Genomic DNA, 12053 nt, shown 5'->3' on the forward strand with positions numbered 1-12053 from the left:
CGAAGGCTGTTCCCGTGGACCCTGTGAACCTCGAAACCGCATCCGCCCTCCGCCGGCTCCGGCTGATCTCCGCCCCCGAGGCGGTCTCGTTCCTGCTGCTGCTCCTGTGCTCCGTGCTCAAGCGGACGACGGACTTCGACGCGGTGCCCGTGATGGGCATGATCCACGGCCTGCTCTTCATCGGGTACGTGCTCTTCCTCGCCGACGCCTGGAACCGCACCCGCTGGCCGTTCAAGCGCGCCGCGCTCTTCTTCGTCCTCGCCGTGCTGCCCGGCGGCGGCTTCGTCGCCGAGCGGATGCTGCGCCGCGAGGTGGAGGCCGGGATCATCGCGGCCCGCGCCCGCCGCGAGGGTGTCGTCGGCGCCTGACCGCCGCCCGCTGACGCTCCGTCCACCCCTTCGCGGGACGGAACCCCCCGCACGGCCCTCTCCGGTTCGACACGCACTGATTTTCCGCTTTTGGTGGGATACGTCGGCGTTGTCGTATCTGCGGAGGGATCGTGCGGGCGGAAGGCTATGACTACGAGAAGTTCAGCCGCCTCGCGGGGCCGCTGACGGATCCCGGTCCGTCCCGGCCCTACCGGGTGCGCTACACGCGCCTGCTCTCCCGTGAGCCGCACCGCGTCCGGGCGGTCCTGCTCATGGTGCTCGCGCCGCTGCTGTCCTGCGCGCTGCTGCTCTACCTGGTCTGGCCCTCGCACTGGACCGAGCGCACCGGCGCCCCGCCCTGGCTGCTCACCGCGGATGCGGTGATGCTCATATCCATCGGGCTCATCGAGACGTTCCGGCTGGTCAACGTCGTTTCGATCGCGCACGCCACGATGGTCGCCCGGGACCCCGTCCCGGTCACCGCCGAGCCCGGCACCCGGGTCGCGTTCCTCACCACGTACGTGCCCGGCAAGGAACCCCTCGCCATGGTGCGCGCCACGCTCACCGGCGCGGTCGCGCTGCGGCACGACGGGCCGCTGGACGTCTGGCTGCTGGACGAGGGCGACGACCCCGAGGCCCGGGCGCTCTGCGCTCAGCTGGGCGTACGGCACTTCAGCCGCAAGGGCGTGCCGCGCTGGAACGCCGAGGAGGGCCCGCACCGCGCGAAGACCAAGCACGGCAACTACAACGCCTGGCTGGAGGCGTACGGCGACGGCTACGACTTCTTCGCCTCGGTCGACACCGACCACGTGCCGCTGCCCAACTACCTGGAGCGGATGCTCGGCTACTTCCGCGACCCCGACGTCGCCTTCGTCGTCGGCCCGCAGGTGTACGGCAACTACGACACCGCCGTCACCAAGTTCGCCGAGAGCCAGCAGTACCTCTTCCACGCGCTGATCCAGCGCGCCGGCAACGCCTACGGCTCGCCGATGTTCGTCGGCACCAACAACGCCGTGCGCATCGCCGCGCTGAAGCAGATCGGCGGCCTCTACGACTCGATCACCGAGGACATGGCCACCGGCTTCGAGCTGCACCGCACCCGCAACCCCGCCACCGGCCGGCACTGGTCGTCGGTCTACACCCCCGACGTGCTGGCCGTCGGCGAGGGGCCCAACTCCTGGACCGACTTCTTCACCCAGCAGATGCGCTGGTCGCGTGGCACGTACGAGACGCTCATCGGCCAGTACGGGCGCGGCAGGGAGCGCTTCCCGCTGCGGCGGCTCCTCAACTACTCGCTCATGCTCGTCTACTACCCGATGACCGCGGTCAACTGGTTCCTCGGCGCGCTGAGCTGCACTCTCTTCCTCTGGCTCGGCTCCTCCGGCACCCAGGTCCCGGCCTCGGTCTGGCTGATGCTGTACACCGACGCGGCGGCCCTGCAGATCGGCCTGTACCTGTGGAACCGGCGGCACAACGTCTCGCCGCACGAGCCCGAGGGCTCCGGCGGGCTCGCCGGGATGCTGATGTCGGCGATGTCGGCGCCGATCTACTTCACGTCCTTCAAGGCGGCGGTGCTGCGCCGGCCGTGCCGGTTCGTGGTGACGCCCAAGGGCGGCGACGCGAGCCCCGACCGGCCGGCGACGTTCCGCATCCATCTGTTCTGGGCGGGGCTGCTGGCGGCCTCGTTCCTGGCGTCCGTCGTCCTGGGCCACACGCATGTCGCGATGCGCACCTGGACGGTGCTCGGGGTGTGCCTCGCGCTGGCGCCGGCGGCGATCTGGCTCTGGTCCACCTGGCAGGTGCGCGGCGAGCACCGGCGCGAGGACGTACGGCGCCGGGCGGCCGTGGCCGCCGCCGCTGCCGTACGCGGCCGGGCCCGGGTACTGCGGACGCGGCTGTGGAAGCCGGCCAGGGCGGCGGAGGACGCGGGCGCCGGCCCGGCCGCCGCCACCCCGGCCCCGGCGGCACCGGCGGCCACCGCGGCCACCGCGACGACCACTGCGACGACGAGCGGGAGCTGAACATGACGTACCGGCCCGGCAGACGGTTCCGGAAGACGGCGATAGGCACGGGCGTGGTCCTGCTGCTGGCGTGCCTCAACGCCCCCGCGGCCATCGGCTTCGCCGAGAAGCAGTACCACGAGTACCGGATATCCAGGCCCGGTTACCAGGAGGAGTACGGCTCCTGGGAGGTGCAGGACACCCCGGACTCGTACGAGCTCAACGCCATCCACGCCACGCTGCTGCACACCGGCAAGGTGCTGCTCATCGCCGGCTCCGGCAACGACCAGAATCAGTTCGACGCCGGCACGTTCCGCACCGTCCTGTGGGACCCGGTCAAGAACAGCTACGAGCAGATACCCACCCCCGCCGACCTGTTCTGCGCGGGCCACACCCAACTGGCCGACGGCCGGCTGCTGGTCGCCGGCGGCACCGCGCGCTACGAACTGCTCGACGGCGACGTCGAGCGCGCCGGCGGCCGGATGCTGGTGAAGAACGAGGACCCCGACAAGCCGGTCAGGCTCAAGAAGGGCACCGGCTTCATCGCCCCCTCCGGCCTCGTCTACCGCACCACCGCCGCGGTCACCGTGCCGGCCGCCGAGAAGGGGGAACCGGAGAAGAAGGGCGGCAGGCCGGTCGTCACCGCCGCCGAGGCCAACGTCTTCGTCGAGGCCGAACAGGAGGGCGACGGCTACGTCCAGGACCGGCAGGCGCAGTACGCCGTCGAGGGCCTGACCGGCGAGGACGCCGACAACGTCTACGGCCTGGCGCAGAAGCTCACCCTGGACAAGCAGGACTTCCAGGGGATCAGGGACACCTTCGAGTTCGACCCCGTGAAGGAGCGCTACGTCCGCGTCGACCCGATGGACAAGGCCCGCTGGTACCCCACGCTCGTGACGCTGCCGGACGGCAAGGTCCTGTCGGTCTCCGGCCTCGACGAGTCGGGCGAGATCCTCTACGGCGACAACGAGATCTACGACCCGCAGACCCACAAGTGGTCCAAGGCGCCGACCCGTTACTTCCCGACGTACCCGGCGCTCTTCCTCACCGAGAGCGGCAAGCTCTTCTACTCCGGCGCCAACGCGGGCTACGGCCCGGCCGACCGCGGCCGGCAGCCCGGGATCTGGGACCTGAAGGACAACTCCTTCACCACCGTCCCCGGCATGACCGACCCCGACCAGTTGGAGACCGCCGCCTCGCTGCTGCTGCCGCCCGCGCAGGACCAGAAGTTCATGGTGCTGGGCGGCGGCGGGGTGGGGGAGTCGAAGAAGTCGACGCCGCGCACCGCGATCGCCGATCTGACCAAGGACGAGCCGGCGTACGTGGAGGGCCCCCCGCTGCCGCAGGGCACCCGGTACCTCAACAGCGTGATCATGCCGGACGACACGGTCTTCACCAGCGGGGGCTCGGCCGACTACCGCGGTCGCAGCGACAGCAACATCCACAAGGCCCAGTTCTACGACCCGGCCACCAACTCCTTCACCCGCGCCGCCGAGCCCGAGGTGGGCCGCAACTACCACTCCGAGGCCGTGCTGCTGCCGGACGGCCGGGTCGCCACCTTCGGCTCCGACTCCCTCTTCGCGGACAAGGCCAACACCCAGAAGGGCACCTTCGAGAAGCGCATCGAGATCTTCACGCCGCCGTATCTGCACAGGGCGGACGGTGCGCAGCGCCTCGCGATCGGCGAAGGGCCCGAGCAGCCGGGGCGCGGCCGGGAGGCGACGTACGAGGTCGCGGGGGCCGGGCGGGTGGAGAAGGCGCGGCTGATCCGGCCGGGTTCCGTCACCCACGTCACGGACGTCGAGCAGCGCTCCATCCAACTGGACGTGCACAAGGGGGCCGGGGAGGTGACGGTGACCGTGCCGGAGGACCCGAACCTGGTGCCGCCGGGCTGGTACATGCTCTTCGTCACCGACGGCAAGGGCGTGCCGTCCGAGGCGAAGTGGGTGCACGTGCCGTGACGAGCCCGCCGGCGGGGCCGCTGCCCCTCGGTCCCGCCGGCGTTCCGGGCCGCGCGCACGGCGTGCACGGCGCGTCGTGCCCGTCCGGTCCGTCCGGTCCGTCCGGTCCGTCCGGGAAGGGGTGTTCAGCCCGCGCGGCGGGCCAGGCCCAGGGCGTAGTCCGGCCACCACGCGCCGGCCTTGGGGCCGCCGCGGCACGGTCCGTCCGACTCCCCGGGCCGCTTGACCCACAGGAAGGCGTCGGCCAGCTTCTCGCCGGTCCGCGTCGTCGGCGGCTCGCCGAGGGCCCGCCCCGGCGGGTTGCACCACACCTCGTCCGGGGGGCCGGTCAGCGGGCCGTTGCCGTTGCGGCTGGTGTCGACGACGAAGTGGGCGCCGCCGAGCAGCCCCGAGAGCCGGCGGCCGTAGGCGAGCTGCTCGCCGGTGCGCTGGAAGTTGGCGACGTTGAGCGCGAAGCCGTCGGCCTCGCCGACGTCGGCCTGCCACAGGGCGCGGGCGAGGTTGGCGGGGTCGGTGATCCAGGAGGAGTTGCCGGCGTCGAGGTAGACCCTGACGCCCGGGTGCTGCTTCAGCCGGGCGATGGCCCCGGAGATCAGCCGGTAGCGCTCCTCGTGCAGCTCGGGCGGGGTGCAGCCGTCCACGACGTGCGGGACGGCGTCGGGTTCGAGGATCACCAGCGCCTTGGCGTCGCCGATGGCGTCGGCGAAGGCGCCGATCCAGCTCTCGTACGCGGCGGCGTCGGCGGCGCCGCCCGCGGAGTGCTGGCCGCAGTCGCGGTGCGGGATGTTGTACGCCACGAGCACGGCGGTGCGTCCGCCCGCCGCCGCGCCGCGGACCGCCGCGCGCACGTCGGCGGCGGGCTCGTGGCCGGCGGGCCACTCGGCGACCGGCTGGTTCGCGATCCGCTCCAGCAGCGCGGCGTCCTCGGCCCGCCCCTGCTGCCGCCACGCGCGCACCTGGCGGGCGGCGGGGGAGCCGGGGTCCACCCAGAACGGCGACTTCGCCGCCGAGGCCGCCCGCGCCCGCTCGCCGTCCCGCGGCCCGGTCCCGGACCCGTCCTCGTCCTCGGCCGTGCAGCCGAGCAGGACCCCGAGGAGCAGGATGCTGATGAGCGTACGGAACCGCGCTGACATGCACTTCTCCCGCGGGAGGCGATCGACTGGAACCCGATGATCGTGACATAGCGCCTCTTTCGCGACCGAGCGCCGCGCCCGCGCGGCCGGCGCCGCGGGCCGGAGGCGTCCGGATGGGCGTCAGCCGCCCGCGGCCAGCGCGCCGCCGAGCGGGGTGCGCTCGTACAGCACCCGGTGGCGCTCGCGGTGGGCGGTCAGGAGCCCCGCCCCCTTCAGCGCGGACAGGTGCGCGGAGACCGACGAGGGGGCCAGGCCCAGGCGGCGGGCCAGCGCGGAGGTGGAGGCCGGCTCGTCGAGCGCGGCGAGGACCGCGGCCCGGCCCGCGCCGAGCAGTCGCACCAGCGACTCGGCCGCCTCGGGGCCGGTCTCCGACCACAGGGCGCCGATGCCGCGGGCGGGGTAGATGACGGTGGGCTGCCAGGGCGCCCGGAAGCCGGTCACCACGTCCGGCCAGGCGAAGGCGCTGGGCATCAGCAGCAGGCCGTCGCCGGCGAGGTCGCGCTCGTAGCGGTAGTCGTTCTTGGTCCGTACGGTCAGCAGGCCGTCCTCGTACGACAGCCGGCTGTGCAGCAGCGCGAACAGCTCGCCAAGACCCGTGGAGGCCAGTTGCCGGGCGCGGAAGTCGATGTCCGCCTCCAGCAGGTCGTGCAGCCGCGGCCAGAACGGTTCGACCAGCGCGTGCCAGGCGCGCTCGGTGGTGTCGGCCATCAGCTCGACGGCGGCGGCCGGGTCGTCGAGCAGCTTGCGGCCGAGCGGGGACTCGGCGGCGCCGGGCATGGTGGCGAACGACAAGGTCATCTCCGTGTGCGCCAGCGCCGGGTCGGTGGCGCGGAGCTGGGCGAGCCCGTCCGCGACCGGGGTGTACGCGGCCTGCGGCGGGCCGCCGAGGAAATCCGGGGTGTAGCCGTGGCGGCCGGGGGCCGGCATGAAGATCCACAGCGGTTCGAGGTCGAGCCCCGCGGCGGCCTCGCCGAGCCGGCTCAGCCACGGCCGGTGGTAGCCGTGGCGCTCGGTGCGGCGCAGCGTCCGTATCGCCTCGTGGGTCTCGAAGACCGGGGAGATCGCGAAGCGGCAGCGCAGCAGGTCCTCGGGGCCGAAGCGCATGTACACCGGCACGGCGCCCCCCTGGCTGGCTGAGTGATTCGGCTGGTGCCGAAAGACTACGGCCCGGCACCGGCGGGGGGCCACGCTCCGGTGATGAACGACACCTCAGCTCCGGACGGCACGGCCGCGCCCGCACCCGCGGCCCTGCCGTCCGGCCACGGCGCAGCCGCCGCCGATGCGACCCCCGCCGGCACCCCCGACGCCGGTACGCCCGACGCCGGTACGCCCGACGCCGGCGCCCTCGATGCCGAGGGCGCCGGCGGCTCGCGCGCCCGCTACGCCGACGTCTTCCGCGTCCGCGAGTTCCGCTTCGTCTTCGCCGCCCACGTCATGTCGATCACCGGCGAGGTCATCGCCGCCATCGCCCTGACCGTCCTCGTCTACGACCGGACCGGATCCCCGCTGCTGAGCGCGCTCACCCTCGGCGTCGGCCTGCTGCCGTACCTCGTCGGCGGCACCCTGCTGTCCTCGGTCGCCGACCGCCTCCCCGCCCGCCGGGTGCTGGTGACCTGCGACCTGCTCGCCGCCTGCTGCTTCGCGCTGATGGTGCTCCCGGGGATGCCCGTCGCCGTGCTGCTCGCGCTGCGCTGCGCCGCCGGCGTCATCTCACCGGTCTTCACCGGCACCCGGATCGCCACGCTCGCCGACATCCTGGGCACCGGCGACCGGTTCGTCCTCGGCCGCTCCGTCATCCGGCTCACCGCCCAGGCGGCGCAGCTCGTCGGCTTCGCCCTCGGCGGCCTGCTGGCGGCGTTCTCCCCGCGCGCGACGCTGACGTTCACCGCGGTGGGGCTGGCCGGTTCCGCGCTGGTGCTGCGCTTCGGCACCCGCGCCCGCCCGGCCCGTACCGCGGCCGGCGGCGCCGGCACCCCGGGCCGCGCGAGCACCGTGGGCGCCTCGCTCGCCGCCGCCGCCGCCTTCCTGCGCGACCGCCGCATCCGCGCGCTGCTGCTGCTCACCTGGATCCCGCCGACCTTCGTCGTCTCCCCCGAGGCGCTGGCCGCCGCGTACGCCGACGATCTCGGCATCGGCGCCGTCGGGCTCGGCCTGCTCATGACCGGCATGCCGATCGGCGCGGTCACCAGCGAGATCCTCGCCGGCTCGCTGCTCGGCCCGCGCGGCCGGGAACGGATCGTCTTCCCGGTGGCGGTGCTGGCCACGGTCCCCGCGATCGGCTTCGTGACGCACCCCTCCTTCGGCTGGGCGCTGCCGCTGCTGGTGCTGACCGGCTTCGGCATCTCGTACTCGCTCGGCCTCGACCAGTGGTTCGTCGCCGCCGTGCCGGAGGAGATGCGCGGCCGGGCGATGACGCTGCAGACCGCGGGGCTGATGACGCTCCAGGGCGTGGGCATGGCCGGGGCGGGCGCGGTCGCGGAGTTCGTGCCGGTGCACGTGGCGGTCGCCGCGGTCGGCGTGACGGGCACACTGTGCTCGCTGCTGGTCTGCCTGGAGGTGCGCAGAACCAGGCCGAAGGGTGAGATCGGGCTGACCGCCACATGACCGGAAGGTAGGGTCGGCGACGTGCCGAAGCCGCTGAGCCTGTCGTTCGACCCCATCGCGCGCGCCGACGAACTGTGGCGCCAGCGCTGGGGAGCCGTGCCCGCCATGGGGGCCATCACCTCGGTGATGCGCGCCCACCAGATCCTGCTGGCGCAGGTCGACGCTGTCGTCAAGCCGTACGGGCTGACCTTCGCGCGCTACGAGGCGCTGGTGCTGCTCACCTTCTCCAAGGCCGGTGAGCTGGCGATGTCGAAGATTGGCGAGCGGCTGATGGTGCACCCGACGTCGGTGACGAACACCGTCGACCGGCTGGTCAAGTCCGGGTACGTGGCCAAGCGGCCCAACCCCAACGACGGCCGCGGCACGCTCGCGTCGATCACGGACCGGGGCCGCGAGATCGTCGAGCAGGCGACGCGCGACCTGATGGCGATGGACTTCGGCCTCAGCGCGTACGACGACGAGCAGTGCGCGGAGATCTTCGCCATGCTGCGCCCGCTGCGGATAGCCGCGGGCGACTTCGAGCAGTAGCGGGATACCCCGAGCGCCAGCGGGCAGAGGCGCGCGGAAGCGGGCAGACGCGCGCAGCAGCGGACAGAGGCGCGCGGCAGCGGGCAGGGGCGCGGCTACGCCTTCGCCGCCGCCGGTTCGCCGTCGCGGGCGACCAGCGGCTCGACCTGCCGGGTGAGCCTGCGCTCGACGAAGAACGCCGCCGTCGGCACCGTCCCCGCGAGCAGTACCCAGACCAGCTTGCCGACCGGGAGCTTCGCCTTGGAGCCGAGGTCGAAGGCGACCACCAGGTAGATCACGTACAGCCAGCCGTGGGCGATGCTCACGACCTTCGTGAAGCCGTCCGCGCCGGAGAGGTCCAGCGCGTACTTGCCGATCATGCCGAGGCACAGCAGAACGAGGAGCACGCCGGTCACGTACGCCATCGTGCGGTAGCGGGTGAGCACGCTCTTCTTCATGACACCGAGCCTAAACCCCGCCCGGGACGCCGCGGTGACGACCCCCACTCCCCGGCCGCGTATGCGGCGGCCCGGCCGGGGGCATGCAACACTTAGTAGGACGTCCTATTAAATGCGCCGCGCGATCCGCGCGCAGAGAGGCGGTACGGCATGGATGCTGCGGCCATGGAGGAGGGCCGGCGCCGCTGGCAGGCGCGTTACGACGCGGCCCGCAAGCGCGAGGCGGACTTCACCACCCTCTCGGGCGACGAGGTCGAACCGGTCTACGGCCCGAGCCCCGGCGACGTCTACGCGGGCTTCGAGCGCATCGGCTGGCCCGGCGAGTTCCCGTACACCCGCGGCCTGTACGCCACCGGCTACCGCGGCCGGACATGGACGATCCGCCAGTTCGCCGGCTTCGGCAACGCCGAGCAGACCAACGAGCGCTACAAGCTCATCCTCGGCCACGGCGGCGGCGGTCTGTCCGTCGCGTTCGACATGCCCACCCTCATGGGCCGCGACTCCGACGAGCCGCAGGCGCTGGGCGAGGTCGGGCACTGCGGCGTGGCCATCGACTCCGCCGCCGACATGGAGGTGCTCTTCCGCGGCATCCCGCTGGGCGGCATCACCACCTCGATGACGATCAGCGGCCCCGCCGTCCCCGTCTTCTGCATGTACCTGGTCGCCGCCGAGCGCCAGGGCGTCGACCCCGCCGTGCTCAACGGCACGCTGCAGACGGACATCTTCAAGGAGTACATCGCCCAGAAGGAGTGGCTCTTCCAGCCCGAGCCGCACCTGCGCCTCATCGGCGACCTCATGGAGTACTGCGCCGCGCACATCCCGGCGTACAAGCCGCTGTCCGTCTCCGGCTACCACATCCGCGAGGCCGGCTCGACGGCCGCGCAGGAGCTGGCGTACACCCTCGCCGACGGCTTCGGCTACGTGGAGCTGGGCCTGTCCCGCGGGCTCGACGTCGACGCCTTCGCCCCGGGCCTGTCCTTCTTCTTCGACGCCCACGTCGATTTCTTCGAGGAGATCGCCAAGTTCCGCGCCGCGCGCCGCATCTGGGCCCGCTGGCTGCGCGACGTGTACGGCGCGCGCACCGAGAAGGCGCAGTGGCTGCGCTTCCACACCCAGACCGCGGGCGTCTCGCTGACCGCCCAGCAGCCGTACAACAACGTGGTGCGCACGGCCGTCGAGGCGCTGGCCGCGGTCCTCGGCGGCACCAACTCGCTGCACACCAACGCCCTCGACGAGACCCTGGCGCTGCCCAGCGAGCGGGCCGCGGAGATCGCGCTGCGCACCCAGCAGGTGCTGATGGAGGAGACGGGCGTCGCGAACGTCGCCGACCCGCTCGGCGGCTCCTGGTACGTCGAGCAGCTCACCGACCGGATCGAGGCGGACGCGGAGAAGATCTTCGAGCAGATCCGCGAGCGCGGCCGGCGCGCGCACCCCGACGGGCAGCACCCGATCGGGCCGATCACGTCCGGGATCCTGCGCGGCATCGAGGACGGCTGGTTCACCGGCGAGATCGCCGAGGCCGCCTTCCGCTACCAGCGGTCGCTGGAGAAGGGCGACAAGAAGATCGTCGGCGTCAACCGCCACACCGCCTCGGTCACCGGCGACCTGGAGATCCTGCGGGTCAGCCACGAGGTGGAGCGCGAGCAGGTGCGCGCGCTGACCGCCCGCAAGGGCGCCCGCGACGACGCCCGGGTGCGCGCCGCGCTGGCGGACATGCTCACGGCGGCCCGGGACGGCAGCAACATGATCGGGCCGATGCTCGCGGCGGTACGGGCCGAGGCCACGCTCGGCGAGATCTGCAACGCCCTGCGCGACGAGTGGGGCGTCTACCGCGAGCCGGCGGCCTTCTGACCGGGCTTGCTACGCAGACGGACCCGGACCCGCAGACGGACCCGGACCCGGACCTGGACCCGACCGGTGTCTTCTGCCGCACCTTCGAACCCGCCCGGAACGAACCCTTCCGGGCGGGTTCATCCAGCCATCGCCAGCCCATCCGTTCAATGCACCGCGCGAAGGGGGGAGGATAGGGCTTATGCAGCCACGCAACATGTCTATGAGCGGAGCGGTCGACCTGGCCGCGGTGAAGGCGGCCGCGGAGGCCAGGGAGAAGGCGGAGGCGGCCCGCGCCCAGGCCGCCCGCGACGGGGTGCCCGCCCCCGGTGCCGGTGCGCTGGTCATCGATGTCGACGAGGCCGGCTTCCAGCAGGAGGTCCTGCAGCGCTCCACCGAGGTCCCGGTCGTCATCGACTTCTGGGCCGAGTGGTGCGGGCCCTGCAAACAGCTCAGCCCGGTGCTGGAGCGGATGGCGCAGGAGTACGCCGGGCGGTTCGTGCTCGCCAAGATCGACGTAGAAGCGAACCAGATGCTGTTCCAGCAGTTCGGCGTCCAGTCCATCCCGGCGGTCTTCGCGGTCGTCGGCGGGCAGGCCATCCCGCTCTTCCAGGGCGCCGCCCCCGAGCCGCAGATCCGCCAGGTGCTGGACGAGCTCATCAAGGTCGCCGAGCAGCAGTTCGGCATTGTCGGGCAGCCGGTGGCCGGGGCGGAGGCCGCGGCCGGCGAGGAGGGTGCGGGGGAGCAGGAGGCGCCGGAGGAGCCGGCAGGACCGTACGACGGCGCGCTGGCGGCGGCCGGCGACGCGCTGGACCGGGGGGACCTGGGCGGCGCGATCCAGGCGTACCAGAACGTGCTCTCCGACGACCCGGGCAACGTGGAGGCCACGCTGGGCCTCGCGCAGGCGGAGCTGCTCCGGCGCGTGGAGGGGCTCGACGCCGCCGCCGTACGCAAGGAGGCGGCGGACCGCCCCGCGGATGTCGAGGCGCAGATCAAGGTCGCGGACCTGGACCTGGTGGGCGGGCACGTCGAGGACGCGTTCGGCCGGCTCGTCGACACGGTGGCGCGGACCTCGGGCGAGGACCGGCAGGCCGCGCGGGTGCGGCTGCTGGAGCTGTTCGAGGTCGTCGGCGGCGACGATCCGCGGGTGGTGGCGGGGCGCCAGGCGCTGGCCCGCGTGCTGTTCTGAGCG

At 72.9% G+C, this 12053-nt stretch carries 10 protein-coding genes; 7 read left to right on the forward strand and 3 right to left on the reverse strand.

The window, feature by feature from the left end; all coding sequences use genetic code 11:
• The first annotated feature begins 23 nt into the window (after window positions 1–23).
• The 3 genes from B124_RS21890 (at window position 24) to glxA (ending at window position 4329) form a co-directional block, all read left to right on the forward strand.
• Window positions 24–368, forward strand: a complete 345-nt coding sequence (locus B124_RS21890) for a DUF3817 domain-containing protein (RefSeq protein ID WP_496504627.1) — start codon at window positions 24–26, stop codon at window positions 366–368.
• A 131-nt stretch (window positions 369–499) separates the two neighbouring features.
• On the forward strand, window positions 500–2389 hold the full coding sequence (locus B124_RS21895; RefSeq protein WP_496504605.1) for a glycosyltransferase family 2 protein: 1890 nt from the start codon (window positions 500–502) through the stop codon (window positions 2387–2389).
• 2 nt (window positions 2390–2391) lie between these two features.
• On the forward strand, window positions 2392–4329 hold the full coding sequence (glxA, locus tag B124_RS21900; protein ID WP_496504628.1) for a radical copper oxidase GlxA: 1938 nt from the start codon (window positions 2392–2394) through the stop codon (window positions 4327–4329).
• 125 nt (window positions 4330–4454) lie between these two features.
• Here glxA and B124_RS21905 read toward each other — a convergent pair whose 3' ends face one another.
• Both B124_RS21905 and B124_RS21910 read right to left on the reverse strand, forming a co-directional pair.
• Window positions 4455–5462 carry a glycoside hydrolase family 6 protein gene (locus B124_RS21905; RefSeq protein ID WP_496504606.1) on the reverse strand — a complete coding sequence of 336 codons (1008 nt, stop codon included), beginning with the start codon at window positions 5460–5462 and terminating at the stop codon, window positions 4455–4457.
• 120 nt (window positions 5463–5582) lie between these two features.
• Window positions 5583–6578, reverse strand: a complete 996-nt coding sequence (locus tag B124_RS21910) for an ArsR/SmtB family transcription factor (RefSeq protein ID WP_496504607.1) — start codon at window positions 6576–6578, stop codon at window positions 5583–5585.
• Window positions 6579–6659: 81 nt separating this feature from the next.
• Here B124_RS21910 and B124_RS21915 point away from each other — a divergent pair, with 81 nt between their 5' ends.
• Both B124_RS21915 and B124_RS21920 read left to right on the forward strand, forming a co-directional pair.
• Complete coding sequence (locus tag B124_RS21915; RefSeq protein WP_496504608.1) at window positions 6660–8066, forward strand: MFS transporter; 1407 nt, start codon at window positions 6660–6662, stop codon at window positions 8064–8066.
• 21 nt (window positions 8067–8087) lie between these two features.
• Window positions 8088–8594, forward strand: a complete 507-nt coding sequence (locus B124_RS21920; protein ID WP_496504609.1) for a MarR family winged helix-turn-helix transcriptional regulator — start codon at window positions 8088–8090, stop codon at window positions 8592–8594.
• Window positions 8595–8689: 95 nt separating this feature from the next.
• Here B124_RS21920 and B124_RS21925 read toward each other — a convergent pair whose 3' ends face one another.
• Window positions 8690–9031 carry a DUF3817 domain-containing protein gene (locus B124_RS21925; RefSeq protein ID WP_496504610.1) on the reverse strand — a complete coding sequence of 114 codons (342 nt, stop codon included), beginning with the start codon at window positions 9029–9031 and terminating at the stop codon, window positions 8690–8692.
• A 150-nt stretch (window positions 9032–9181) separates the two neighbouring features.
• Between B124_RS21925 and icmA the strand changes: the two genes are divergently transcribed.
• Window positions 9182–10882 carry a coenzyme B12-dependent isobutyryl-CoA mutase large subunit gene (gene icmA, locus B124_RS21930; RefSeq protein ID WP_496504611.1) on the forward strand — a complete coding sequence of 567 codons (1701 nt, stop codon included), beginning with the start codon at window positions 9182–9184 and terminating at the stop codon, window positions 10880–10882.
• 202 nt (window positions 10883–11084) lie between these two features.
• Window positions 11085–12050: a tetratricopeptide repeat protein gene (locus tag B124_RS21935; RefSeq protein ID WP_496504629.1), complete on the forward strand. Its 966-nt coding sequence runs from the start codon at window positions 11085–11087 to the stop codon at window positions 12048–12050.
• The last annotated feature ends 3 nt before the right edge of the window (window positions 12051–12053 follow it).

The organism is Streptomyces sp. CNP082 (assembly GCF_059570535.1).